21 protein-coding genes and 1 tRNA gene are annotated in these 24,940 nt (G+C 66.3%); 7 read left to right on the top strand and 15 right to left on the bottom strand.

The features are described from left to right. Positions 1-57 precede the first annotated feature (57 nt). The 6 genes from clpX to AC1DW3_RS05950 form a co-directional block, all read right to left on the bottom strand. A complete protein-coding gene (gene clpX / locus AC1DW3_RS05975; protein WP_477929533.1) occupies positions 58-1,326 on the bottom strand; it encodes an ATP-dependent Clp protease ATP-binding subunit ClpX in 1,269 nt (422 codons plus the stop codon). 133 nt (positions 1,327-1,459) lie between these two features. Further along, a complete protein-coding gene (gene clpP, locus AC1DW3_RS05970) occupies positions 1,460-2,068 on the bottom strand; it encodes an ATP-dependent Clp endopeptidase proteolytic subunit ClpP (RefSeq protein WP_477929532.1) in 609 nt (202 codons plus the stop codon). 106 nt (positions 2,069-2,174) lie between these two features. Further along, positions 2,175-3,488: a trigger factor gene (tig, locus tag AC1DW3_RS05965; protein ID WP_477929530.1), complete on the bottom strand. Its 1,314-nt coding sequence runs from the start codon at positions 3,486-3,488 to the stop codon at positions 2,175-2,177. Between the two features lie 31 nt (positions 3,489-3,519). Beyond that, positions 3,520-3,606, bottom strand: a tRNA-Leu gene (locus AC1DW3_RS05960). 296 nt (positions 3,607-3,902) lie between these two features. Continuing rightward, positions 3,903-7,088, bottom strand: a complete 3,186-nt coding sequence (locus tag AC1DW3_RS05955) for an efflux RND transporter permease subunit (protein ID WP_477929528.1) — start codon at positions 7,086-7,088, stop codon at positions 3,903-3,905. 13 nt (positions 7,089-7,101) lie between these two features. Next, a complete protein-coding gene (locus AC1DW3_RS05950; protein ID WP_477929525.1) occupies positions 7,102-8,241 on the bottom strand; it encodes an efflux RND transporter periplasmic adaptor subunit in 1,140 nt (379 codons plus the stop codon). Positions 8,242-8,384: 143 nt separating this feature from the next. Between AC1DW3_RS05950 and hpnC the strand changes: the two genes are divergently transcribed. From hpnC to hpnE, 3 genes are read left to right on the top strand one after another with little or no spacing between them, the layout of a single operon-like run. Continuing rightward, positions 8,385-9,209: a squalene synthase HpnC gene (gene hpnC, locus AC1DW3_RS05945; protein WP_477929524.1), complete on the top strand. Its 825-nt coding sequence runs from the start codon at positions 8,385-8,387 to the stop codon at positions 9,207-9,209. Between the two features lie 10 nt (positions 9,210-9,219). Then, positions 9,220-10,068 carry a presqualene diphosphate synthase HpnD gene (hpnD, locus tag AC1DW3_RS05940; RefSeq protein WP_477929522.1) on the top strand — a complete coding sequence of 283 codons (849 nt, stop codon included), beginning with the start codon at positions 9,220-9,222 and terminating at the stop codon, positions 10,066-10,068. Next, complete coding sequence (gene hpnE, locus AC1DW3_RS05935) at positions 10,065-11,354, top strand: hydroxysqualene dehydroxylase HpnE (protein ID WP_477929520.1); 1,290 nt, start codon at positions 10,065-10,067, stop codon at positions 11,352-11,354. The genes hpnD and hpnE overlap by 4 nt, the downstream gene beginning before the upstream one ends. On the opposite strand, the gene AC1DW3_RS05930 is transcribed toward hpnE, so the two are convergent. Beyond that, the gene (locus AC1DW3_RS05930) at positions 11,282-12,325 is read right to left on the bottom strand and encodes a TIGR03790 family protein (RefSeq protein ID WP_477929518.1); all 1,044 of its coding nucleotides are present in this window, start codon (positions 12,323-12,325) and stop codon (positions 11,282-11,284) included. The two genes, hpnE and AC1DW3_RS05930, sit on opposite strands and share 73 nt — an antisense overlap. A 124-nt stretch (positions 12,326-12,449) precedes the next feature. On the opposite strand from AC1DW3_RS05930, the gene AC1DW3_RS05925 reads away from it, so the two are divergent. After that, entirely contained in the window at positions 12,450-13,220 is a 771-nt protein-coding gene (locus AC1DW3_RS05925) for an IclR family transcriptional regulator (RefSeq protein ID WP_477929516.1), read from the top strand. Positions 13,221-13,270: 50 nt separating this feature from the next. Here AC1DW3_RS05925 and pbpG read toward each other — a convergent pair whose 3' ends face one another. From pbpG to pssA, 5 genes are all read right to left on the bottom strand, one after another. Further along, positions 13,271-14,266, bottom strand: a complete 996-nt coding sequence (gene pbpG / locus AC1DW3_RS05920) for a D-alanyl-D-alanine endopeptidase (protein ID WP_477929514.1) — start codon at positions 14,264-14,266, stop codon at positions 13,271-13,273. Positions 14,267-14,689: 423 nt separating this feature from the next. Beyond that, positions 14,690-15,253: a PEP-CTERM sorting domain-containing protein gene (locus tag AC1DW3_RS05915; RefSeq protein WP_477929512.1), complete on the bottom strand. Its 564-nt coding sequence runs from the start codon at positions 15,251-15,253 to the stop codon at positions 14,690-14,692. A 159-nt stretch (positions 15,254-15,412) separates the two neighbouring features. After that, positions 15,413-16,954 (bottom strand): 2-isopropylmalate synthase, encoded by a 1,542-nt coding sequence (locus AC1DW3_RS05910; protein WP_477929510.1) that lies wholly within the window; start codon positions 16,952-16,954, stop codon positions 15,413-15,415. Then, positions 16,951-18,639 carry a 2-isopropylmalate synthase gene (leuA, locus tag AC1DW3_RS05905; protein ID WP_477929508.1) on the bottom strand — a complete coding sequence of 563 codons (1,689 nt, stop codon included), beginning with the start codon at positions 18,637-18,639 and terminating at the stop codon, positions 16,951-16,953. Before leuA ends, AC1DW3_RS05910 begins: the two co-directional genes overlap by 4 nt. Before the next feature lie 197 nt (positions 18,640-18,836). Further along, positions 18,837-19,661 carry a CDP-diacylglycerol--serine O-phosphatidyltransferase gene (gene pssA / locus AC1DW3_RS05900; RefSeq protein ID WP_477929506.1) on the bottom strand — a complete coding sequence of 275 codons (825 nt, stop codon included), beginning with the start codon at positions 19,659-19,661 and terminating at the stop codon, positions 18,837-18,839. Between the two features lie 71 nt (positions 19,662-19,732). Between pssA and AC1DW3_RS05895 the strand changes: the two genes are divergently transcribed. Next, positions 19,733-20,068: an NIPSNAP family protein gene (locus tag AC1DW3_RS05895; protein ID WP_477929504.1), complete on the top strand. Its 336-nt coding sequence runs from the start codon at positions 19,733-19,735 to the stop codon at positions 20,066-20,068. A gap of 49 nt (positions 20,069-20,117) precedes the next feature. On the opposite strand, the gene ilvC is transcribed toward AC1DW3_RS05895, so the two are convergent. The 3 genes from ilvC to AC1DW3_RS05880 form a co-directional block, all read right to left on the bottom strand. Then, complete coding sequence (gene ilvC / locus AC1DW3_RS05890) at positions 20,118-21,134, bottom strand: ketol-acid reductoisomerase (protein WP_477929502.1); 1,017 nt, start codon at positions 21,132-21,134, stop codon at positions 20,118-20,120. 50 nt (positions 21,135-21,184) lie between these two features. After that, entirely contained in the window at positions 21,185-21,676 is a 492-nt protein-coding gene (gene ilvN, locus AC1DW3_RS05885; RefSeq protein ID WP_119045327.1) for an acetolactate synthase small subunit, read from the bottom strand. Positions 21,677-21,841: 165 nt separating this feature from the next. Next, positions 21,842-23,629 carry an acetolactate synthase 3 catalytic subunit gene (locus AC1DW3_RS05880; protein WP_477929499.1) on the bottom strand — a complete coding sequence of 596 codons (1,788 nt, stop codon included), beginning with the start codon at positions 23,627-23,629 and terminating at the stop codon, positions 21,842-21,844. A gap of 230 nt (positions 23,630-23,859) precedes the next feature. Between AC1DW3_RS05880 and AC1DW3_RS05875 the strand changes: the two genes are divergently transcribed. After that, positions 23,860-24,429, top strand: coding sequence for an RNA polymerase sigma factor (locus AC1DW3_RS05875; protein ID WP_477929497.1), 570 nt, complete (start codon positions 23,860-23,862; stop codon positions 24,427-24,429). Beyond that, entirely contained in the window at positions 24,426-24,899 is a 474-nt protein-coding gene (locus tag AC1DW3_RS05870) for a DUF3619 family protein (protein ID WP_477929495.1), read from the top strand. Before AC1DW3_RS05875 ends, AC1DW3_RS05870 begins: the two co-directional genes overlap by 4 nt. The last annotated feature ends 41 nt before the right edge of the window (positions 24,900-24,940 follow it).

The raw sequence follows: 24,940 nt of genomic DNA, 5'->3' as shown, positions 1-24,940 counted from the left end.
AGACCTCTCTTTCTCAGGCCGATATCAGGCCTGAGGTGGCGATTGCAAGTTGAGGGCTTAGGCGCTGGCCTTTTGTTCGCGATAGACCAGCAAGGGACGTGCCGAGGCGTCCTCGATGTTGTGTTCATCCAGCACGACCTTCTCCACGCCATCCAAGGCGGGCAGGTCGAACATGGTGTCGATCAGCGACTGCTCCATGATGGAACGCAGACCGCGGGCGCCGGTCTTGCGGGCCAGCGCCTTGCGGGCGATGGCGGCCAGGGCCGGCTTGCGGATTTCCAGCTCGACGCCGTCCATCTCGAACAGCTGCTGGTACTGCTTGACCAGCGCGTTCTTGGGCTCGGTCAGGATCTGCACCAAGGCGTCCTCGGTCAGCTCGCCCAGCGTCGCGACGACGGGCAGGCGGCCGACGAGCTCGGGGATGAGGCCGAACTTGATGATGTCCTCGGGCTCGCACTCGCGGAAGACCTCGGAGACGCGCTTCTCGCTCTTGGTCTTCACCGTGGCACTGAAGCCGATGCCGGACTTCTCGCTGCGGTTCTGGATGACCTTCTCCAGGCCGTCGAAGGCGCCGCCGCAGATGAACAGGATGTTGGTCGTGTCGATCTGCAGGAAGTCCTGGTTGGGGTGCTTGCGGCCGCCCTGCGGAGGGACGGAAGCCATCGTGCCTTCGACGAGCTTGAGCAGGGCCTGCTGCACGCCCTCGCCCGACACGTCGCGCGTGATGGAGGGGTTGTCGGCCTTGCGCGAGATCTTGTCGATCTCGTCGATGTAGACGATGCCGCGCTGCGCACGCTCGACGTCGTAATTGCAGTTCTGCAGCAGCTTCTGGATGATGTTCTCGACGTCCTCGCCGACATAGCCCGCTTCGGTCAGCGTCGTCGCGTCGGCGATCACGAAGGGCACGTTCAACAGGCGCGCCAGCGTCTGCGCCAGCAGCGTCTTGCCGGAGCCGGTCGGGCCGATCAAGAGGATGTTGCTCTTGGACAGCTCGACCGAGTCCTTGCTCGACGCCATGTGGCGCAGGCGCTTGTAGTGGTTGTAGACCGCCACGGCCAAGGTGCGCTTGGCAACGTCCTGGCCGATGACGTACTGATCGAGACTCGACTTGATCTCGCTCGGCACGGGCAGGTCGGACTTGCCGGCACGCGCGGCAGGCGCCGGCGCCGGGATCTCGTCACGGACGATGTCGTTGCACAGCTCGATGCATTCGTCGCAGATGAAAACCGAAGGTCCGGCGATCAGCTTTTTGACTTCATGCTGGCTTTTGCCACAGAACGAGCAGTACAGAACTTTTTCGCTGGAGGTGCCTTTTTTGTCGGCCATGGGTCTGCTCGGGAATGCCAGTGAACAGGCGGGTGCCTGAAATGATGATAGTCCAAACGATCTCGGGGCCCTTGTGGGGATAAGGGCCCCGATTCCGCTGCGAATCCGGGTGCCAGTTACGGCCCCTCACAACTCAGGGGCGGTGTTCCAGCACCTGGTCGATCAGGCCATAGCCCTGGGCTTCGGCAGCCGACATGAAATAGTCGCGCTCGGTGTCCGACTGGATTTTCTCCAGGGTCTGGCCGCTGCGCTCGGCCAGGATGCGATTCAGGGTCTCGCGAGTCTTCAGGATTTCACGCGCATGGATCTCAATATCCGTGGCCTGGCCCTGCGCGCCGCCCAGGGGCTGGTGGATCATGATCTTGGAGTTCGGCAGCGAGAAGCGCTTGCCCTTGGCGCCGGCCGCGAGCAGGAAGGCGCCCATGCTGGCCGCCAGGCCCATGCACAGCGTCGAGACCTGCGGCTTGATGAACTGCATGGTGTCGAAGATGGACATGCCGGCCGACACGCTGCCGCCCGGGCTGTTGATGTACAGCGAGATCTCCTTGTCGGGGTTCTCGCTCTCCAGGAACAGCATCTGCGCAACGACCAGATTGGCGACGCCGTCATTGACGGGACCGACCAGGAAGATGATCCGCTCACGCAGCAGGCGCGAGTAGATGTCGTAGGCACGCTCGCCGCGACCGGACTGTTCGATGACCATGGGCACGAGCCCGAGGTTGCTGGTGTCGAGAGCGCTCATTCAGATCCTTGGAAATCAATACGTCTGTTATGGGGACGGATTATGGCCACGCAAGTAAAAAGGCGCCGGGCCTTGCGGCACGGCGCCTTCGTCAGGCGAAGGGCTCTCAGTTGCCCGCAGCCATCAGCTCGTCGAACGGCAGGGCCTTGTCGGTCACCTTGGCCGTGGCCAGCACGAAGTCCGTGACATTGTTCTCGACGACGACGGCCTCGACTTCAGCCATGCGCTCGCGGTCGGTCAGGTACCAGCGCATGACTTCGGCGGGCTTCTCGTAGCTCTGCGACAGCTCTTCAATGTGCGACTGCAGCTGGGCCGGCTTGGCCTGCAGGTTGTTGGCGCGCACCAGCTCGGAGACGACCAGACCCAGGCGCACGCGGCGCTCGGCTTGGGGCTTGAAGATGTCGGTGGGGATCTCGGCCTTGTCGGCGTCCTTCACACCACGCTTCTTCAGGTCCTCGCGGGCCTGCTCGACCATGCGGGCGGCTTCGCCCTCGATCAGCGCGTTGGGCACGTCCAGCTCGGAAGCAGCAACCAGAGCGTCCATGACGGCGCCCTTGTTGCGAGCCAGCACGCGGAACTTCACTTCGCGCTCGAGGTTCTTCTTGATGTCGGCGCGCAGGCCGTCCACCGTCGCATCCTTGATGCCCAGGGACTTGGCGAAAGCCTCGTTCACTTCGGGCAGATGCTGGGCTTCGATCTTCTTGACCGTGACGAGGAAGTCGGCTTCCTTGCCGGCCACGTCCTTGCCGTGATAGTCCTCGGGGAACTGCAGCGGGAAGGTCTTGCTCTCGCCGGCCTTCATGCCGCGCACGGCAGCGTCGAACTGCTCCAGCATCTGGCCTTCGCCGATGAGGAACTGGAAGCCTTCGGCCTTGCCGCCGGGGAAGGGCTCGCCGTCGATCTTGCCTTCGAAGTCGATGCTGACGCGGTCACCGGCCTGGGCCACATCGGCGGCCGGGCGCTGGGCGAAGGTGCGGCGCTGCTTGCGCAGGATCTCGACGGTCTTGTCGATGGCTTCGTCGGTGACTTCGCTGGTGACGCGCTCGACGTCGGCTGCGGCCAGGTCGCCGATCTTGACTTCGGGGTAGACCTCGAAGGTCGCGTCGAAGGCCATCTGGCCCTCAGGCGCTTCGTTCTTCTGCTCGATGCGCGGGGCGCCGGCGACGCGCAGTTGCGCTTCGTTGGCGGCGCTCATGAAGGCGTTGCCGACCTTGTCGTTCACGACTTCGTATTGCACCGAATAGCCGTAGCGCTGGGCCACGACGTTCATCGGCACCTTGCCAGGACGGAAGCCGTCGGCCTTGACGGTGCGGGCCAGCTTCTTGAGGCGGGCTTCGACTTCGCTGTTGATCTCAGAGGCCGCCACGTGCAGGGTGATGCGGCGTTCCAGCTTTTCGAGGGTTTCGACGGTGACGGCCATGATGGACTCGGAAACAGTTGAAGGACAGTAGTGGTGCGCGGGGCCGGACTCGAACCGGCACGCCCGTGAAGGCGTCAGGACCTAAACCTGGTGCGTCTACCAATTTCGCCACCCGCGCAACGGGTTGGTTCAGGTTGGGCTGCTCAGGAGCAACCCATTTAGAGACGATTCAGGCGATTCGGCAAACCGGCGATTGTAGCGACCTCGCACGGTTTGCCCGCCGCCCCGATGCAAGGGGCGGCAAAACCCTAGAGAAAGTGAGCCCCTCGTCCAGCCGCACGCCGCTGAACGCGGTGCGTCTGACCGGTCCCCCGAGGGGACAAGGCTGCTCGCGGCATTGAGCCGCAAGCAGCCTCAAGCGGGCCGGCTCGGGAGCGGCCCAGCGCTCGGCCCGGAACACCTAGCCAAAAACGCTCAGGCCGGATCGGCGGCTTCGGTGTCGACGAAGCGGCTGTGCAGGCGGCTGTGCTCCTCTTCCTTCGGCCGCATGACGCGGAACACGACGGAGTACATCGCCGGCAGCGCCAGCAGCGTCAGGGCCGTCGCAACGATCAGCCCCCCCATGATGGCGACGGCCATCGGGCCCCAGAACACGCTGCGGGACAGCGGGATCATGGCCAGCACCGCAGCAGCGGCCGTCAGCACGATGGGGCGGAAGCGCCGCACCGCGGACTCCACGACCGCCGACCAGTCCGGCACGCCGCGGGCACGGTCCTGCTCGATCTGGTCGATCAGGATGACCGAGTTCCGGATGATCATGCCGAACAGCGCGATCACACCGAGCAAGGCGACAAAGCCAAACGGCCGGTTCAGCACCAACAGCGCGAACGCGACACCGGCGATGCCGAAGAAGCCTGTCAGGAAGGCCAGCGCCGAGCGCACGAAGCTGTGCAGCTGCAGCATCAGCAGCGTCAGCATGATGAAGAGGGCGATGGGCACGCCCGCGCCGATCGAGCCCGTTCCCTTGTTGCTCTCCTCCACGGCACCCGCGATCTGGATGCCGTAGCCGACGGGCATCTGCTTCTGCAACTCGTCGAGCTTGGGCCAGACTTCCTTGGTGACCGTCGCGCCCTGCAGGCCCTCGGCCACGTCGCCCTGCACCGTCACGGCATAGAGGCGGCCTTCGCGCCACATGACGCCCGGCTCCCAGTCGAACTCGACCTTGGCGATCTGCGTCAGCGGAATGGAGCGGCCGGTGCTGGTTGGCACATAGGCATTCGCGATGTCGGTGATGACGGCGCGTTCGTCCTTGGGCTGGCGCAGCACGATGTCGATGAGCTTGTCGGCCTCGCGGTACTGGCCGATGACGCTGCCCGACAGCAGCGTGCGCGCCGACTGCGCCAGGCTCTGGCTGGAAACACCCAGGGCCCGCGCCTTGTCCTGGTCGACCTTGAGACGCAGCATCTTGACGTTCTCGTTCCAGTTGTCATTGACGCCACGCATATTGGCGTTGGAACGCAGGATGTCCTTGGCCTTGTCGGCCCAGTCGCGCACGATCTTGGGGTCGGCTCCCGTCACGCGGAACTGCACCGGATAGGGCACGGGCGGGCCGTTGGGCAGCAGCTTGACGCGGCCACGCGCCTCCGGGAACTCCTCGGCCAGCACGGCCGGCAGGCGCTTGCGCAACTCCTCGCGGGCCACCAGATCCTTGGGCAGCAGGATGGACTGCGTGACATTGGCCTGCGGGAAGATCTGGTCCAGCGGCAGATAGAAGCGCGGCACGCCGGAACCGATCCAGCTCGTCACGGTCGCGATGCCGGGTTCCTTCAGCATGCGGGCCTCGAAGCGCTTGGCCAGGGCCTCGGTCTCCTGGATGGTCGAACCCTCGGGCAGCCACAGGTCGACCAGCACCTCGGGGCGGCTGGAGTCGGGGAAGAACTGCTGCTGCACCCGGCCCATGCCGAAGATGCCCAGCGCAAACACCAGCAGCGTGATGGCAATGGTCTTCCAGCGGTTCTCCACGCACCAGCGCACGACGCCGCGGAAGCGGTTGTAGAACGGCGTGTCAAAGAGCTCGTGGACCTCGCCGTCCGCGGCCGGCTTGCTCTTCAGCAGCAGGGCGCCGAGATAGGGCACGAAATAGACCGACACGACCCAGGAAATGATCAGCGACGCGGCCGTCACCGCAAAGATCGCGAAGGTGTATTCGCCCACCGTGGACTTGGCCAGGCCGATGGGCAGGAAGCCCACCGCCGTGATCAGCGTACCGGTCAGCATGGGCATGGCCGTCACGTCGTAGGCGAAGGTGGCGGCGTGCATCTTGTCGTAGCCCTCTTCGAGCTTGCGCACCATCATCTCGACGGCAATGATGGCGTCGTCCACCAGCAGCCCGAGCGCAATGATCAGCGAGCCCAGCGAGATCTTGTGCAGGCCGRCGCCCCAATAGAACATCGTCGTGAAGGTGATGGCCAGCACCAGCGGGATGGTGATGCYGACGACGAGGCCGGGCCAGATGTCGATGCGCAGCGGCTTGGTGTGCAGGCCCAGCGAGATGAAGCTGACCGCCAGCACGATGACGACGGCTTCGATGAGCACATGCACGAACTCGCCCACCGAGGTCGTCACGGCCTTGGGCTGGTCCTGCACCTGCTCGAGCTGGATGCCGGCCGGCAGCGCGCGCTCGATGCCCTTGAGGGCCACGGCGAGCGCCTTGCCCATCGCGATGATGTCGCCACCCTTGGCCATGGACACACCCAGGGCCAGCACTTCCTTGCCCTGGTGGCGCACCTTGGTGGCCGGCGGGTCGACGTATTCGCGCTTGATGGTGGCGATGTCGCCCAGGCGCATCTGGCTGGCCACGCCGGTGGCCGGGTTGATGGCGCGGATGGGCACCTCGGCCAGGGCCTGGGCGGTCGTGAACTGGCCCTGCACCCGCACCTGGAAGTTGGCGCTGCCGGCGTTCAGCAGGCCCGCGCTCTCCACGGCGTTCTGCGCGCCGATCTGGTTGATGACCTGGCTGAAGTCCAGGCCCAGCTGGGCCAGTCGCTTCTGCGAAACCTCGATGAAGAGCTTCTCGGGCTGGATGCCGAAGATCTCGACCTTGGCCACGTCCTTGACCTGCAGCAGGGCCTGGCGCACGCGGTCGGCGTGCTCGCGCAGCTCCTCACGGCTGAAGCCATCGGCCGACAGCGCGTAGATGGAGCCGTAGACGTCGCCGAACTCGTCGTTGAACACAGGCCCCAGCACACCTGACGGCAGCGACGAGCGCATGTCGCCGATCTTCTTGCGCGTCTGGTACCAGAGGTCGGCGACCTCCTTGGGCGGCGTGTTGTCCTTGACCTGGAAGACCGTCAGCGACTCGCCCGGCTTGGTGTACGAACGGATCTTGTCCGCGTGGTTCACTTCCTGCAGCGTCTTCTCGATCTTGTCGGTGACCTGGTCGGCCATCTGCTGGGCCGTGGCGCCCGGCCAGAAGGCCTGGATGACCATGGCGCGGAAGGTGAACGGCGGGTCCTCGTCCTGGCCGAGCTGGAAATAGGCGACGAAGCCCATCAGCATCAGCACCACCATCAGGTAGCGCGTCAGGGCCGGATGCTCCAGCGCCCAGCGCGACACGTTGAAGCCGCCGACGTGGAGTTCCTTGGTGATCGGGGAAGTCATGTGCAGCCCCGGCTCAGCGTGAGGCCGCAGAAGCCACGGGAGCTGCCGGCGCTGCCGCGGTCCGCGGCGGCACATAACGCTTGACCTTCTGGCCAGGGTTGAGCACGTGCACCCCCGCGACGACGACCTCCTGGCCCTGACTCAGTCCACCCGCGATGACGACGTCATTGCCTTCGGCACCACCGATCTGCACCGCCACCGGCTTGACCGTCATCGACGCGCCGTCCAGGACCCAGACCGAAGTCTTGCCACCCTGCTGCAGCACGGCCGCGAGCGGCAGCTTCATGACGCCGGCAATCTGCGGCAGGTCCAGCACGACGGTGGCCGACTGGCCCAGCCGCACGTCCAGCTTGCCGGCGTCGGCCTTGATGAGGAAGGTGCGCGTGACCGGGTCGGCGGCGGCGGACACCTCGCGCAGCGTCAAGGGGTAGGTCTTGTCAGCGCCCCACAGCCGCACCTTCAGCGCGCCGGGCACACCGGCGGCGGCCTTGACACGCGCGACCTGGTCCTCGGGCACCGAGAAAACCAGGTCGCGCGGGCCGTCCAGGGCCACGCTCACCACCGGCGTGCCAGCCGCCAGCACCTGTCCGGGCTCGGCGTTGACACCGGTCACGACGCCTGCACCGTCGGCCATCAGCTGGGCATAGCCGGATTGGTTGCCCTGCACATCGGACTGGGCCTTGGCCTGTTCCAGCTGGGCCTGGGCCGCCTTGAAGGCCGAGTCGCGACGCTCCAGTTCGGCCGCGCTGATGAAGCCCTGGCGCTGCAGGTCGACAAAGCGCTTGTAGTCGGCACCGGCCTGGTCGCGGTTGGTGCGCGCGGCCATGACGGCGGCACTGGCGGCGGCTTCGGCCAGCTTCAGGTCCTGGGCGTCGATGCGCGCCAGGGCCTGGCCGGGCTTGACCGTGTCGCCGAGGTTGACCGAGCGGCTCAGCAGCTTGCCGCTGACGCGGAAGGACAGGCGCGACTCGATGCGCGGCTTCACCTCGGCCGCATACTCATGGCTGGCACTGGCCGAACCGGCGCTGACGAGTTGCGTGCGTACCGCGCGTTCCGGCTCGGGAGCGGCGGGCTGCTTGCCACACCCGGACAACAGGGCGGACAGCAGTGCCGCCGACAGCAGGGGCGGTGCGAGACGCAGAAGATGGGACATGCAGACCTCGAAGCGTGAAACGACCAGCCCTGAAATTTAATGACCGGCGGGTCAGTAATGTATTCAGACCCTGTGACAACTGTCAAACCTCGCAGAATTTCGCTGTTACGCCGGGGCTTTGCAAGCGGAACTTGAGAAAAAGCTTGAGCGTCGACCATTACGAGAACTTTCCCGTCGCATCCATGCTGTGCCCGCCCGCACTGCGGCCGGCGGTGGTGGCGATCTACCACTTCGCGCGCACGGCGGACGACCTGGCCGACGAGGGCGACGCCAGCACCGCCGAGCGCGTCCAGGCGCTGCAGGCCTACCGAGCCGACCTGGCCGCGGTGGTGGCCGGCCAGACGCCCTCGCTGCGCTGGCCCCAGGTCTACACCCCGCTCGCCCGGGAGATGCACCGCCTGCAGCCGACGCTGCTGCACGACCTGATCTCCGCCTTCGAACAGGACCTGGCGCCGCCGCGCTACCGCGACCACGAGCACCTGCTGGACTACTGCCGCCGCTCGGCCAACCCGGTGGGCCGGCTGCTGCTGGGCCTGTACGGCGTCAGCGACGCGGCCTCGCTGCGCCGCTCGGACGCCATCTGCTCGGCACTGCAGCTCATCAATTTCTGGCAGGACTTCAGCCGCGACGGCCCCAACGGCCGGCTCTATGTGCCGCAGAACGACCTGGATCGTCACGGCGTGCGTGCCGAGGATGTGCTCGCTTGCCGCGACGGCCCGGCCGCCCGCGCCTTGATCGCCGACCTCTGCGCCTGGGCGCGCCGGCTCATGCTGGAGGGCGCACCACTGGCCCTGAGCCTGCCCGGCCGCGCCGGCTGGGAGCTGCGCCTGGTCGTGCAGGGTGGCCTGCTCATCCTCGACAAGATAGCGGCGCGTCATCACGACAGCCTGCTGCACCGCCCTGCTTTAAGGGTTTGGGACGGTCCTCGCCTGCTGTGGCGCGCCCTGACAATGCGGGCCGCACCATGAGCCCAGAGCCGTGACTCCCGAACAGTACGTCCAAGAGAAAGCCGCCGCGAGCGGCTCGAGCTTCTATTACGCCTTCCTCTTTCTGCCGCTGCCGCGGCGGGCCGCGATCACGGCCTTCTATGCCTTCTGCCGCGAGGTGGATGACGTCGTCGACGAGACCCAGGACGCCGGCGTCGCCGCGACCAAACTCGCTTGGTGGCGCAAGGAAGTGGCCAGCGCCTTCGCGGGCCAGGCCAGCCATCCCGTCATGAAGGCGCTGATGCCGCACACGGCCAGCTACGACATCCGGCTGGAGCACCTGAACGCCGTCATCGAGGGCTGCGAGATGGACCTGCAGCAGACGCGCTATCTCGACTTCCCGGGTCTGCAGCGCTACTGCCATCTGGTGGCCGGCGTCGTCGGCGAGGTGGCGAGCAGCATCTTCGGCCGCAGCCAGCCTCAGACCGTCGAGTACGCCCACAAGCTGGGCCAGGCCATGCAGCTGACCAACATCATCCGCGACGTCGGCGATGACGCGCGGCGCGGGCGCATCTATCTGCCAGTGAACGAGTTGCAGCAGTTCGGCGTCAAGGCCAACGAGATCCTGCTGCGCAGCAAGCCCTGGGGCTATTCGGAGCGCTTCACCACGCTGATGAAGTTCCAGGCCGAGCGCGCGCACCGGCTCTACGACGAGGCGCTGGCGCTGCTGCCCGACGGCGACCGTGCCGCGCAGAAGCCGGGGCTGATGATGGCCAACATCTATCGCGCCCTGCTCGTAGAGATCGAACGCGAAAACTTCCAGGTGCTGCACCAGCGCATTGCGCTGACGCCGCTGCGCAAGCTCTGGATCGCGATGAAAACCAACTGGCGCGGCAAGTGAGCCGCGTCGCCATCGTCGGTGGCGGCTGGGCCGGCATCGCGGCGGCCGTCGCGCTGGCCGATGCGGGCCACGACATCACCGTCTTCGAGATGGCGCCCCAGCTGGGCGGCCGGGCGCGCAGCGTGGCCGGCGAGCCGCCGTACGACAACGGCCAGCACATCCTCATCGGCGCCTACCGCGACAGCCTGGCGCTGATGCGTCGGCTGGGCATCGCCCCCGAAGCCGTGCTGAAGCGCCTGCCACTGGCCCTGCCCTACCCCGGCGAGCCCGGCCTGAAGCTGCCGCCGGGGCCACCTCTCATCGCTTTCACGCGCGGCGTGCTGTCGCACGGCGGCTGGCCGCTGACGGCACGGCTGGGCCTGCTGATGGCGGCTGGCGGCTGGCTGGCACGGGGCTTCCGCTGCGACGCCCGGCTGGGCGTGGCCGAACTCTGCGCCGGCTTGCCCGCGGTCGTGAAGCGCGACCTCGTCGAGCCGCTGTGCGTGGCTGCGCTGAACACGCCCGCCCCCCAGGCCAGCGCCCAGGTTTTCCTGCGCGTGTTGAAGGATGCCCTCTTCAGCGGCGCCGGCAGCGCCGACCTGCTGCTGCCACGACGGCCGCTGTCCGAACTGCTGGCCGGCCCGGCCACGGCCTTGCTGGGCGAGCGCCTGCGCCTGGGCGCTCGCGTGCAGAAGATCGAGCCCGGCTGGCGCGTCGATGGTGAAGCCTTCGACGCCATCGTGCTGGCCTGCACCAGCGTCGAGGCCGCGCGGCTGACCGCCGACCTCGCACCGGGCTGGTCGGCCACCGCCGGCGCGCTGGGCTTCGAGCCCATCATCACCGTCTACCTGAGCAGCCCCGGCAGCGCCCTGCCCGCGCCCATGCTGGCGCTGCGCGAGGGGCCGGATGCGCCGGCCCAGTTCGTCTTCGACCACGGCGCCCTGGGCGGGGCACCGGGGCGCTTCGCCTTCGTCGTCAGCGGCGCCGCGCCCTGGGTCGAGCGCGGCGGCTGTGCCGAGGCCGTGCTGGCCCAGGCGCAACGCGAGCTGGGTTGGGCCACGCCGCCCGTCATCGACAAGGTGCTGACCGAAAAGCGCGCGACCTTTGCCTGCACGCCCGGCCTGCAGCGAGCCTCCGCCCGCATTGCACCAGGCCTGTGGGCAGCCGGTGACTACATTGCCGGCCCCTACCCCGCCACGCTGGAAGGCGCGGTGCGCTCAGGCCTGGCGGCCGCTCAAGGCGTGGGTGCGGAGGCCGGAACGGGCGCGAACGGCGCTGCCAGCGGTTCGCCGACAAACACGCCCTGAGCCGGCCAGGCCACGCTGTGCCAATAGGCCTCCAGCGCGCTCAGGCCCTGGGCATAGGCCTGGATCAGCATCTGCGGGTGGGGGAACTTCTGCAGATGGTTGCAGGGCTCGCTGACCGTGCCGTAGCTGGCCGTCGCACCGGCGTCTATCCAGTCGAGGATATTCATCTGGCCTTCGTCGGCCGGTGGTTTATCGAGCACGCCGCCCGCTGACGTCAGATGATCGGCCAGAGCGCCGGGCAGCCATTCGCCGCCCAGCGGCCTGGGCACGCGGATGAGGCCGGTTTCGTAGATCAGCGTGCGGCGCAGCGCGGGCAGCGCGTCGCTCTTCACGCGCGCCACCTCGAAGCCCGCAACGCCCGGCACCGGACCGGCCGGCGGGAACAGGCGCTCACGCACATTGCGGGCCGCGTCCGGCGTCGAGGCCAGATAGACCATGGCCGGCTCGGCTGCGCCGGCCGCCAGCGTGTGGTCGGCGGCGATGCCGCGCTCGATCATGGCCATGGCCGCCGGCACCGAGCGGGCCGCCAGCTGCATCGTCGGGCGCACGCCGATGACCAACCAAGGCTTGGCGCCGAAATAAGCCGTGTAGGGGCTGATGCGCGTGGCGGCACAGGACTGGGCGCAGACATTGGGCTGCAAACCCACGCCCAGCGCACTGGTCAGCGAATTGCAGTCGACGGCATAGGGCTGCACCCAAGCCAGGGCCAGGCCATTGACGTGTTCCGGCATCTGGCTGCGGAGGGCCTGGTCCAGCGCCGAGAACTCCTCGCGCGTGAGGCTGGCCCGCAGCGGCAGTTGCACACGCAGCACCTGCTCCGGCGGAATGCCGCGGCGCCTGGCGTAGTACTCGCCCACGCTGACCGAATAGGGGTCGGCCGTGTTGATGACCAGGCCGAGCTCATTGGCCGTGATGCGCCCGTAAAGCCGCGGCGCGCGGGCCCAGCGGGCCTCCCCTGGCGCAGCGGGCATGGCAGCCGGCTCCGCCGCCTGGATCGCACCCATGCAGGCCAGCGCCAGCGCCAGCCCGGCTTGCCACCTCCTGAAGCCCGCTTTCGCCATACAAAACACAGGCAATCTCCCCCACAATGACGGCATGAAATCCAAAGAGGCCCAGCAGACCCCGGCGATCCAGGTGCTGGAGCGCATGTTCTCGCTGCTGGACGTGCTGGCCCAGCACCAGGACCCGGTCTCGCTGAAGGCCCTCTCCGAGGCCACCGGCCTGCACCCCTCCACGGCGCACCGGATTCTCAATGACCTGACCCTCGGTCGATACGTGGATCGCCCCGAAGCCGGTAGTTATCGACTCGGCATGCGCATGCTGGAGCTGGGCAATCTGGTGAAGGCGCGCCTGGACGTGCGCGACGCCGCCCTGCCGGCGATGCGCGAGCTGCACAAGTTCACCCACCAGCCCGTCAACCTGTCCGTGCGCCAGGGTGACGAGATCGTCTACATCGAGCGCACCTACTCGGAACGCTCGGGCATGCAGGTCGTGCGCGCCGTCGGCGGCCGTGCGCCGTTGCACCTGACGTCGGTGGGCAAGCTCTTCCTGGCCAGCGACGACAGCCCACGCGTGCGCGCCTACGCGACGCGCACCGGCCTGTCGGGCCACACGCGCAACAGCCTGACCGACATCGGCTCCCTCGAGCGCGAACTGGCCATGGTGCGCCAGCGCGGCATCGCCCGCGACGACGAGGAGCTGGAACTGGGCGTGCGCTGCATGGCCGCCGGCATCTACGACGACCAGGCCAAGCTGGTGGCCGGCCTGTCGATCTCGGCACCGGCGGACCGGTTGGAGGAAAGCTGGGTCGTCAGGCTGAAGGAGACGGCGGCGCAGATCTCATCGGCGTTGGGACACCGGGCCTAGAAAGCAAAACGCGGCGCCAAGGCGCCGCGTTCTTTATCGGGAGTCAGCCGTCAGAGCTTGGCCGACGGCGCTGCGCTGTCGCCCTGGCTCGCCAGCCATTTGCGCATGCGCTCGGCGTCGGCAATCCGCGAGGCCTTGCCGCTGGAATCCAGGAACACCATGATCAGCTTGCGGCCGGCCATGCTGGCCTGCATGACGAGGCATTTGCCGGCCTCGTTGATGAAGCCGGTCTTCTGCAGGCCGATGTCCCACAGCGGGTTGGACAACAGGCCATTGGTGGAGCGGAACTGCACCAGGCGCTTGCCCAGGGCCACGCGAGCCTCGCGCGACGTGGACAGGTCGCGCAGCAGCGGCACCTGGCTGGTCGTGTTGACGAGCTTGGCCAGGTCAGCGGCGCTGCTCTGATTGCGACTGGACAGGCCGGTGGGCTCGACGTAATGGGTGTCGGCCATGCCCAGCGTCTGGGCCTTGGCGTTCATCGCGGCCACGAAGGCCTCCAGGCCACCGGGGTAGTTGCGACCCAGGGCATGGGCCGCGCGGTTCTCGCTGGCCATCAGGGCCAGGTGCAGCATGTCGCCACGCGTCAGCGTCGTGCCGACGGTCAGGCGGGAGCGGGTGAACTTCTCGGTGTCGATGTCCTCGTCGGTCACCGTCAGCTTGTCGTCCAGCGACAGGCCGGCCTCGACAACCACCAGGGCCGTCATCAGCTTGGTGATGGAGGCGATGGGCAGCACGGCCTGGGGATTCTTGGAGAACAGCACCTCGTTGGTGTCCTGGTCCAGCACATAGGCCACGCTGGACTTCAAGGCCAGCGGGTCGTCCACGGCGTGCAGGCCGGCAACCTGGCCGAAGGTGGCGACAGCCGGGATGACCGGTGCGGCGGCCTTGCGCAGCACGACGGAGCGCACCTTGCGTGCGGGCGTCGCGGCGGTCTTGGCGGCGGTGCGGGTGGCCTTGGGCTTGGCGTCAGCGGCAGCAGCCGTGGCGGCGCCGGGCAAGGCGGCCAGGAAGGCGAGGCTCAGAAAAGCGGCAGCAAATGTCTTCAACGGAGGTCCCCAACGCAGGGCGGCAGTGTACGTGACGCCAAAAGTACCGACAAGATAAGAACTTAAGTGAGATACCTCAAGTGAACTCTTGTCCCGTTTCGACGGGCCGTCACCCCAGGCTTGCCACCGGTTCTTTCGCTTCGCAGCGGGCTCCAAACGCTCTCAAGTAGGCCTCGGCTGACAAGCTAGGGATATTGGGATCAGCCCCAAACCGCTCGCCGCCCACCTGCGCGCTGCTCGCGGGTGACCTCTGGACGAGATTCTGAGGGCGGGGCCGGTGATCTGTGCCCGGAGCACCGGGGCGTTTACGCGCCAGATTCCACGGGGACATGGAAACGGTTGCAACCGTCGTGACCGGGATCACGACGGTTACAGCGGCAACGGCGGTAGGTTGGCGCGACCCGGCGCCATCCGGAAAGACGCTCAGGAAGCGCGGCGGCGCGCGAGGCCGAGACCTGCCAGCGCCAGGCCAACCAGGGCAAGGGAGGCCGGCTCAGGCACGGCGTTCGGGGTGAACACCGCGAAGGCCCAATTGTTCTCGGCGCGGTTGGCCGACTTCGTGTCCACGAACGAGCCGAAACGCTGCCAGTTGGTGCCGGTGCCGTCTTGATAACCCGTCTGCATTGCCTGGTACTGGCCGATATTGCCTTGGAACTGGTCCGCGTACGGCACCCAAAGGATGCCGCAGCACTTCGACGGGTCGCCAATGCGAACGGGAGCCGCATCCAGAACCGTCAGCAGGGCATCCGCCGCCTCATCCGCCAGGGCCGCATCGCCCAGGAAGGACGGGGCGTCAGAGGCGAAGACCGTGTTGTAGGACCCAAAGGCAAAGGAAACGTTGTAGGACAGGCCATCCACCACCAGGTCCTGGATGCCGACAGCAACGCCGCCCGAATAGCTGATCGTGGGTGCTGCGCCAGCCAAACCACCAGCCAGGAGGCCGACGGAGAGGGTGAAGGCTTTCAGCAGGCGGGCGATCGACGTCATGGCTACTCCAGGGTTTCGGATGCGAATGCCGACACGGTGCAATTTCCGAGCCATCCACAAGATTGTGGAGAAAACCCCGAGCAATCAACGGCTTAGCAAAAGGCGCGGCCGACGCAGTGCCGTGACTGTCAAGAATCTCGACGCTGGGTTGACGGCGAACTAACCTTGCGCCGCCACCCGCTCGGCCTTGCTCTGCAGCTTGTTCAAGGCGCTCAGATAGGCCTTGGCCGACGCCACGATGATGTCCGGGTCGGCGCCCACGCCGTTCACCACCCGGCCGGCGTGCTGCAGCCGCACTGTCACCTCGCCCTGGGATTCGGTGCTGCCGCCGGTGATGGCGTTGACCGAATACAGCAGCATCTCGGCGCCCGACTGCACGACCGATTCGATGGCCTGCAGCGTCGCGTCGACGGGACCATTGCCATCGCTTTCCGCACGATGCTCCTGGTGGCCGACGGCGAAGACGATGGCCGCGTGCGGGCGCTCGCCGGTCTCGCTGCGCTGGGACAGCGACAGCAGCCGGTAGTGCTCCGCGTCGTTGATGACGGACTCGTCCATGACGAGGGCGACGATGTCCTCGTCGAAGATCTCGTTCTTGCGGTCGGCCAGGTCCTTGAAGCGCACGAAGGCGTTGTTGACCTCGGCCTCGCTCTCCAGTTCGATGCCCAGTTCCTGCAGGCGCGCCTTGAAGGCGTTGCGGCCCGACAGCTTGCCCAGCACGATCTTGTTGGCGGCCCAGCCCACGTCCTCGGCGCGCATGATCTCGTAGGTGTCGCGGGCCTTCAGCACGCCGTCCTGGTGGATGCCGCTGGCATGCGCAAAGGCATTGGCGCCGACGACGGCCTTGTTGGGCTGGATGACGAAGCCGGTCGTCTGCGACACCAGCTTGGAGGCCGGCACGATCTGCACGGTTTCGATGCCGACATCCAGGCCGAAGTAGTCGCGCCGTGTCTTGACGGCCATGACGACTTCCTCGAGCGAGCAGTTGCCGGCGCGCTCGCCCAGGCCGTTGATGGTGCATTCCACCTGGCGCGCGCCGCCGACCTTCACGCCGGCCAGGGAGTTGGCGACCGCCATGCCCAGGTCGTTGTGGCAATGCACGCTCCAGATCACCTTGTCCGAGTTGGGCACCTTCTCGCGCAGGCGGCGGATGAAGTCGCCATACAGCTCAGGGATCGCATAGCCGACGGTGTCGGGGATATTGATGGTGCCCGCGCCTTCCCTGATGACGGCCTCGCAGACGCGGGCCAGGAAGTCGATGTCGGAGCGGTAGCCGTCCTCGGGCGAGAACTCGATGTCGCCACACAGGTTGCGCGCGAAACGCACCGCCAGCGTGGCCTGCTCGAGCACCTGCTCACGGCTCATGCGCAGCTTCTTCTCCATATGGAGTTCGCTGGTGGCGATGAAGGTGTGGATGCGCGCGCTGTTCGCGCCGGCCAGGGCCTCGGCGGCGCGGGCAATGTCACGGTCGTTGGCGCGCGCCAGCGAGCAGACGGTGCTCTCCTTCACGGCCGCGGCGATGGCCTTGACGGCCTCGAAATCGCCATTGCTCGATGCCGCGAAGCCGGCCTCGATGATGTCCACGCGCATGCGCTCGAGCTGGCGGGCGATGCGCAGCTTTTCCTCACGCGTCATCGACGCGCCGGGCGACTGCTCGCCGTCGCGCAGCGTGGTGTCGAAGATGATGAGCTTGTCTGTCATCGCACGTTCTCCTCTCGAATCTGGGGCACTGCCACCGGTGCGCGCGACAGGCCGGACAGGATGGCCTGCATGGACGCACGCACGATGCTGCCATCAATGCCGACGCCGTGGCGCGTCACGTCGCCCACGCGCAGTTCCAGATAGGCCACGGCGCGCGCATCGGCGCCGCTGCCGATGGAGTGCTCGTGATAGTCCAGCACGCGCACCTCCTGCCCCAGGCGGGTCGACAGCGCGTTGACGAAGGCGTCGATGGGGCCGTTGCCCTCGCCCTGCACATGGCCCATCCAGCCGCCCAGCACGACCTCGGCAGACAGCCGCATCGCACCACCGGCCACCTCGGTCATCTGCGGCTGCACGACGGAGGCGCCGGCGTTGCCAATGCCGTACTCGCGTTCGAAGATGGCGTAGATGTCGGCCGCGGTCAGCTCCTTGCCGGCGTCGTCCATGACGCGCTGCACGACCTGGCTGAACTCGATCTGCAGGCGGCGCGGCAGCTCCAGGCCGTATTCGGCTTCCAGCAGATAGGCGATGCCGCCCTTGCCGGACTGGCTGTTCACACGGATGACGGCGTCATAGCTGCGGCCCAGGTCCTTGGGGTCGATGGGGAGGTAGGGCATGTCCCAAATCTCTCCCTCCTGGCGGGCCGAGAAAGCCTTCTTGATGGCGTCCTGGTGGGAGCCCGAGAAGGACGTGTAGACGAGGTCGCCCACATAGGGGTGACGCGGGTGCACGGCAATCTGCGTGCAGTGCTCGACGCAGCGGCGCACCTCGTCGATGTCGGAGAAGTCCAGCTGCGGGTCGACGCCCTGGGTGTAGAGGTTCAGCGCGATGTTGACGAGGTCGACATTGCCGGTGCGCTCGCCATTGCCGAACAGGCAGCCTTCGACGCGGTCGGCGCCGGCCATCAACGCGAACTCGCCGGCGGCCGTGCCGGTGCCGCGATCGTTGTGCGGGTGGACGGACAGCACGATGCTGTCGCGGCGCTCGAGGTGGCGGTGCATCCACTCGATCATGTCCGCGAAGATGTTGGGCGTGCTGTGCTCGACGGTGGACGGCAGGTTGATGATGCACTTGCGTTCGGGCGTGGGCGCCCAGACCGCGGTGACCGCATCGACGACGCGCTTACTGAACGCCAGTTCGGTGCCGGAGAACATCTCGGGCGAATACTCGAAGCGCCAGTCCACGCCCGGACGTGCGGCAGCCAGTTCCTTGATCTGGCGGGCGTGCGAACTGGCCAGTTCCACGATGCCATCCTCGTCGGTGCCCAGCACCACGCGACGCATGATGGGCGCGACGGCGTTGTAGACGTGGACGATGACGCGCTTGGCGCCGTCGAGAGATTCAAACGTGCGCTCGATCAGGTGGGCACGCGCCTGCGTCAGCACCTGGATGGTCACGTCGTCGGGGATGTGGCCGCCTTCGATGAGCAGGCGCACGAAGTCGAATTCGGTCTGCGACGCAGACGGGAAACCGACCTCGATCTCCTTGAAGCCGATCTTCACCAGTTGCTGGAACATGCGCAGCTTGCGGGCGATGTCCATGGGCTCGATCAGGGCCTGGTTGCCGTCACGCAGGTCGGTGCTCAGCCAGATCGGCGCGCGGGTCAGCACGGCGTCGGGCCAGCGGCGGTCCGGCAATGCGATCGGGGCGAAGGAGCGGTACTTTTGCTGCGGTTGCTTCAACATGGGTGTCCATCCGAGGGTGGGTGGCGCAACCAGCAGCCTTTGAAAACACGAACGGCCCGCTGCGGTTGCATACGGGCCGTTGGGGTCAGGTGTGAGCGTACGTGCGCGACTGACTAGCGAACCCGTGGTTCCTCTAGGACTGGTAGCAGGCTAATTCGCGCGTTGCGGCTCATGGGGACGGAATCTAGCACGGATGTCTATTGATGCAAGCCACGTTCATCGGGCTCATCGGTGCTGGTGGAGATGACGCTGACCTGCTTGCCCTTGGACTTGCGCCAGCCGTAGATGACATAGCCGGACAGCCCGTACACACAGAAGATCACGAACAACACAGTGGGCGGGTCGAGTGCGATGAGGCCGATGCCGAGCATGATGGCCACCAGCACGATGAAGGGAACACTGCGCCGGCGGTCGAAGACTTTGAAGCTGTAGAAGGGCGCATTCGTGACCATCGAAAGCCCGGCGAACAAGGTCACGCCAAACGCGACCCAGCGCAGCCAGGGCATGTTGCTCACGCCGGAGTACCAGGGCGCGTCGATCGCACACCAGATCAGTCCCATGACGATGGCCGCTGCCGCGGGGCTGGGCAGGCCCTGGAAGAAGCGCTTGTCGACGACGCCGATGTTGACGTTGAAGCGCGCCAGCCGCAGCGCCGCGCCGGCGATGTAGACGAAGGCCGGGATCCAGCCCGGCTTGCCCATGTCCTTCAAGGCCCACATGTAGATGATGAGCGCCGGTGCGGCGCCGAAGGCGACCATGTCGGACAGGCTGTCCATCTGCTCGCCGAAAGCCGACTGGGTGTTGGTCATGCGCGCGACGCGACCGTCCAGGCTGTCGAGGATGGCGGCGGCGAAGATGGCGACGCAGGCCACTTCGAAACGGCCATTGATTGCCATGACGATGGCATAGAAGGCGCTGAACAGCGCGCTCAGCGTGATCGCGTTGGGCAGGGCGTAGATGCCTTTGCGGCGGGGGCGGACGGACGTGCTGGGCTCGTCGTCCTCAGTGGGCTCAGGGGTCATAGTTCGTCAGGATAGCTGACAGATCCCGGCAAATGACGCTCCTAGGATTGCCGAAAACGACAGGAGACGCCATGAAACTCATCGAAGTCCGCAGCTACCGCCTCAAGCCCGGCTGCGCGGACCGCTTCGTCGCCGCCGTCCGCGAAGCCCTGCCGCTGGTGCGCGCCAGCGGCATGGATGTCGTCGCTTTCGGTCGCTCCGACCACGAGCAGGAAAGCTTCTTCCTGATCCGCGCCTTCGACAGCCGCGAACAGCTCGTCATGCAGCAGGACGCCTTCTACGGCTCGGCCGTGTGGCGAGAAGGCCCGCGGCAGGCGCTGGTTGATTGCCTGGACACCTATCTGAACACGCTGTTATGGCTGCCCGGGGATGCCGTCGAGGCGTTGCGGGCCAATCACCAGCCCTGAACGAAAAAGGCCGGCATGCGCCGGCCTTTCAGTGTGCTGAACCCGTGGCTCAGTTCTTCGCCTTGTCGACCAGCTTGTTGGCCTTGATCCAGGGCATCATTTCACGCAGCTTCTCGCCGACCTGCTCGATGGGGTGCTCGGCGGTCAGGCGGCGGCGGCTGATCAGCGTCGGGGCGCCGGCCTTGTTTTCGAGGATGAAGGACTTGGCGTACTCGCCGGTCTGGATGTCCTTCAGGCACTGACGCATCGCGTTCTTGGTGTCTTCGGTGACGACCTTGGGACCCGTCACGTACTCGCCGTACTCGGCGTTGTTCGAGATCGAGTAGTTCATGTTGGCGATGCCGCCTTCGTAGATCAGGTCCACGATGAGCTTGAGTTCGTGCAGGCACTCGAAATAGGCCATCTCGGGCGCATAGCCGGCTTCCGTCAGCGTCTCGAAGCCCGCCTTGATCAGCTCGACGGCACCGCCGCACAGCACGGCCTGTTCGCCGAAGAGGTCGGTCTCGGTTTCTTCGCGGAACGAGGTCTGGATGATGCCGGCCTTGCCGCCGCCATTGGCTGCGGCATAGCTCAGGGCCAGGTCACGCGCCTTGCCGGTCTTGTCGGCGTAGATGGCGATCAGGTGAGGCACGCCGCCGCCTTGGCGGTAGGTGTTGCGCACCGTGTGGCCGGGGGCCTTGGGGGCGACCATCCAGACGTCCAGGTCTTCGCGCGGCTGCACCTGGCCATAGTGGACGTTGAAGCCGTGGGCGAAGGCGAGCGATGCGCCCTGCTTGATGTTGGGCTCGACTTCCTTCTTGTAGACGTCGGCGATCTGCTCGTCGGGCAGCAGGATCATGACCACGTCGGCAGCCTTCACGGCCTCGGCGATCTCGGCGACCTTGAGGCCAGCGCCTTCGGCCTTGGACCAGGACGCGCCGCCGCGACGCAGGGCGACGGTGACCTTGCAGCCGCTGTCGTTCAGGTTCTGCGCGTGGGCGTGGCCTTGTGAGCCGTAGCCGATGATGGTGACGTTCTTGCCCTTGATGAGGCTGAGATCGGCGTCCTTGTCGTAGTAGACGTTCATGATGGGTCGCTCCAGGAAAAAACTGCTGAGTTGGGGGGTGTGAGGACGGGTCAGACGCGCAGGATGCGCTCACCGCGGCCGATGCCGCTGGCGCCGGTACGGACGGTCTCGAGGATGGACGCGCGGTCGATCGCGTCGATGAAGGCGTCGAGCTTGCTCGCGTCGCCGGTCAGCTCGATGGTGTAGGTCTTCTCGGTGACGTCGATGACGCGGCCGCGGAAGATGTCGGCGGTGCGCTTGATTTCCTCGCGCTCCTTGCCGACGGCACGCACCTTGATGAGCATCAGCTCACGCTCGGTGTAGTTGCCCTCGGTCAGGTCGACGACCTTGACGACCTCGATGAGACGGTTCAGGTGCTTGGTGATCTGCTCGATGACCTCGTCGCTGCCGGTGGTCACGATGGTCATGCGCGACAGCGAGGCGTCTTCCGTCGGCGCGACGGTGAGGCTTTCGATGTTGTAGCCGCGGGCCGAGAACAGTGCCACGACGCGCGACAGCGCGCCTGGCTCGTTCTCGATGAGCAAAGCAATGATGTGTTTCATGGGTTCTTCGTCCTTCGCGCTCTTCAGTGCCGCTGGCGGTAACCAGCGGACCTTGGCTGCGGGTTCGAGTGGAGTGAATCGCCGTGGATGTCGGACTGATCGCGTCTTCCGCCGGGAGCCCCGGGTGGCGCGGTAACGCCAGCCAGAGCCCTCGGCTTCAGGCGCTCACAGGTCTTCCGAACCCAGCAGCATCTCGGAAATGCCCTTGCCCGCCTTGACCATGGGCCAGACGTTCTCGGTCGGATCGGTACGGATGTCCAGGAAGACGGTGCGGTCCGTGAGGCGCATCGCTTCCTTCAGCGCCGGCTCGACGTCGCTGGGCTTCTCGACCAGGATGCCGACGTGGCCATAGGCCTCGGCCAGCTTCACGAAGTCGGGCAGCGCGTCCATATAGCTGTGCGAGTAGCGGCCGCCGTAGTCCAGTTGCTGCCACTGGCGCACCATGCCGAGGTAGCGGTTGTTCAGCGAGACGATCTTGACCGGCGTCTTGTACTGGAAGCAGGTCGACAGCTCCTGGATGCACATCTGGATGCTGCCTTCGCCGGTGATGCAGAACACGTCCGAATCCGGCTTGGCCAGCTTGATGCCCATCGCATACGGCAGGCCCACGCCCATCGTGCCCAGGCCACCCGAGTTGATCCAGCGGCGCGGCTGGTCGAAGCGGTAGTACTGCGCAGCCCACATCTGGTGTTGGCCAACGTCCGACGTGATGTAGGTGTCACGGTCGCGCGTCAGCTTCCACAGCGTGTCCACCACCATCTGCGGCTTGATGACTTCGTCCGAGCCCTTGAAGGCCAGGCAGTCGCGGCTGCGCCATTCGTTGATCTGGCTCCACCAGGCGCTGACCGCATTCGCGTCCGGCTTGGCCTGGGCTTCCTTCAGCTGGGCGATCAGCTCCTGCAGCACGTCCTTCACGTCGCCCACGATGGGAATGTCGACGCGCACGCGCTTGGAGATCGACGAGGGGTCGATGTCCACGTGGATGATCTTGCGCTCGACCGAGCCGAAGTGCTTGGGGTTGCCGATGACGCGGTCGTCGAAGCGTGCACCCACGGCCAGCAGCACATCGCAGTGCTGCATGGTCATGTTGGCCTCATACGTGCCGTGCATGCCGAGCATGCCCAGGAAGCGCGGGTCGGTGCCAGGCATGGCGCCCAGGCCCATGAGCGTGTTCGTGCAGGGGAAGCCCAGCAGGTCGACGAGCTGGCGCAGTTCGGCCGTCGCTTCGCCAAGGATGACGCCGCCACCGGTGTAGATATACGGGCGCTTGGCCTGCAGCAGCAACTGCACGGCCTTGCGGATCTGGCCGCTGTGGCCCTTCTTGACCGGGTTGTAGGAGCGCATCTCGACGCGCTCGGGGTAGTGGAAGCTGGTCTTGGCCAGCGACACATCCTTGGGGATGTCCACCACCACCGGACCGGGGCGACCGGTGCGGGCGATGTGGAAGGCCTTCTTCAGCGTCAGCGCCAGGTCGCGCACATCCTTGACCAGGAAGTTGTGCTTGACGATGGGGCGCGTGATGCCGACCGTGTCGCACTCCTGGAAGGCATCCAGGCCGATCGCCGGCGTCGGGACCTGACCCGTGATGATGACCATCGGGATCGAGTCCATGTAGGCGGTGGCGATGCCGGTCACGGCATTCGTCACACCCGGGCCCGAAGTGACCAGGGCCACACCGACCTCACCGGTCGCGCGGGCAAAGCCGTCAGCGGCGTGGACGGCAGCCTGCTCATGACGCACCAGCACGTGCTGGATGCTCTCTTGCTTGTAGAGGGCGTCGTAGATGTAGAGCACCGCGCCGCCGGGGTAACCCCAGAGATGGCGCACCCCTTCGGCCTGGAGGCAACGAACGAGGATCTCGGAGCCGTTGAGCTCCGCGGTGGGGGAATTGGGGGATTGGGAATTCGGCTGCGCCAGGGCGGCGCGCTTGATATCCGCGGCAGACATGTCCATTTTTCGAACCTTTGTGAATTTCTCTAACGAAAAACCATTGGTGCCCCTCTTCTCGCTCTCGTGAAGCGGATTCGGAACCTGCGCGATCAACCGTTGGGACCCCAGTCGGGCGGCCACGGTGAGAGCTTTGACTCTTTGTGCGAAGCAGCATTATGCCGAGCAAAAACCGTTAAGCCTTCGTATCAGACGAATGCCATAATCCGAGCTGCCGCCCGGACCCGCTCCAAGCCTTGGCCACCGACAAAGAACTCAACGACTTTCTCCGTTCCGTGGAYCGCCGCGCCTTCAAGCGCACGGCGTATGTGGTTCGAGACGACGATGGTGCCCTGGACATCGTCCAGGACGCCATGATCAAGCTGGCCGAGAACTATTTCGACCGCCCGGCGGCCGAACTGCCTCTGCTGTTCCAGCGCATCCTGTCGAACGCGACGATGGACTATTTCCGTCGCCAGAAGACGCGCCGGGCGGTCATGACGAATATGTCGGACTTCGAGGGCGGCGGCGACGGCGACGGTGATTTCGACCTGCTGGAGATCCTCGAAACCCAGGAAGGCGCCATGGGCGCCCTCAGCGCCGCGGATGAAGTCAGCCGGGCGCAGATCTTGCAGCGCATCGAGACGGAAGTCGAACAGTTGCCGACGCGTCAACGGGAAGCCTTCCTGTTGCGTTACTGGGAGGAACTGGATGTTGCAGAGACCGCCTCTGTGATGGGTTGCTCGGAAGGCAGTGTCAAAACTCACTGTTCCCGTGCCGTCCACGCGCTGGCGAAGTCGCTCAAGGCCAAGGGGATCACGCTATGAAGTCGCCGTCGAAGTTTTCCACCCTCCCTGCCGATTTGGATGCCCGTGTCACGCGCTTTGGCCTGCGTGTCGCTGCCGGCCTGACCGAGCGCAACGCCGCCCTGCCCCATGACGTGTCCGAGCGCCTGCGTTTTGCACGCGAGCAGGCTCTGGCCCGCGCCGTCCAGGCCCGCGCTGCACGCACCTCGATGAGCACCGCCAGCCCTGGCGTGGTGCAGATGGGTTCGACACTGGCCCTGAGCGGCGGCCCGCGCGGTACCGGCGGCGACAACGGTCTGTGGTCCAAACTCGTATCTGCCCTGCCCCTGCTGGCCTTGTTGGCCGGCCTGCTGCTGATGCAGCAAGGCCAGATCCACGAACAGATCGTCGCTGCCGCCGAGGTCGACACCGCACTGCTCAGCGACAACCTGCCGCCCTCCGCCTTCAGCGACCCCGGTTTCGCTGAATTCCTGAGGGATGGGCAAGAATGACCGGATGCCCATGAGCCGAGCCGCGCGGACACCCTCCGCCT

This window comes from Roseateles sp. P2_H4 (assembly GCF_056403315.1).
Note: the sequence above shows the minus strand (reverse complement) of the source record. Positions and strands in the feature narration are given on the sequence as shown.

Bases quoted from the DNA above. Each gene is read 5' to 3' on its own strand.
- AC1DW3_RS05870 (WP_477929495.1), top strand. From the start codon at position 24,426: ATGAAGTCGCCGTCGAAGTTTTCCACCCTCCCTGCCGATTTGGATGCC.
- pssA (WP_477929506.1), bottom strand. From the start codon at position 19,661: ATGACCCCTGAGCCCACTGAGGACGACGAGCCCAGCACGTCCGTCCGC.
- AC1DW3_RS05910 (WP_477929510.1), bottom strand. From the start codon at position 16,954: ATGACAGACAAGCTCATCATCTTCGACACCACGCTGCGCGACGGCGAG.
- AC1DW3_RS05930 (WP_477929518.1), bottom strand. From the start codon at position 12,325: ATGCCCGCTGCGCCAGGGGAGGCCCGCTGGGCCCGCGCGCCGCGGCTT.
- AC1DW3_RS05950 (WP_477929525.1), bottom strand. From the start codon at position 8,241: ATGTCCCATCTTCTGCGTCTCGCACCGCCCCTGCTGTCGGCGGCACTG.
- ilvC (WP_477929502.1), bottom strand. From the start codon at position 21,134: ATGAACGTCTACTACGACAAGGACGCCGATCTCAGCCTCATCAAGGGC.
- AC1DW3_RS05925 (WP_477929516.1), top strand. From the start codon at position 12,450: ATGAAATCCAAAGAGGCCCAGCAGACCCCGGCGATCCAGGTGCTGGAG.
- tig (WP_477929530.1), bottom strand. From the start codon at position 3,488: ATGGCCGTCACCGTCGAAACCCTCGAAAAGCTGGAACGCCGCATCACC.
- AC1DW3_RS05880 (WP_477929499.1), bottom strand. From the start codon at position 23,629: ATGGACATGTCTGCCGCGGATATCAAGCGCGCCGCCCTGGCGCAGCCG.
- clpX (WP_477929533.1), bottom strand. From the start codon at position 1,326: ATGGCCGACAAAAAAGGCACCTCCAGCGAAAAAGTTCTGTACTGCTCG.
- ilvN (WP_119045327.1), bottom strand. From the start codon at position 21,676: ATGAAACACATCATTGCTTTGCTCATCGAGAACGAGCCAGGCGCGCTG.
- AC1DW3_RS05895 (WP_477929504.1), top strand. From the start codon at position 19,733: ATGAAACTCATCGAAGTCCGCAGCTACCGCCTCAAGCCCGGCTGCGCG.
- clpP (WP_477929532.1), bottom strand. From the start codon at position 2,068: ATGAGCGCTCTCGACACCAGCAACCTCGGGCTCGTGCCCATGGTCATC.
- AC1DW3_RS05915 (WP_477929512.1), bottom strand. From the start codon at position 15,253: ATGACGTCGATCGCCCGCCTGCTGAAAGCCTTCACCCTCTCCGTCGGC.
- leuA (WP_477929508.1), bottom strand. From the start codon at position 18,639: ATGTTGAAGCAACCGCAGCAAAAGTACCGCTCCTTCGCCCCGATCGCA.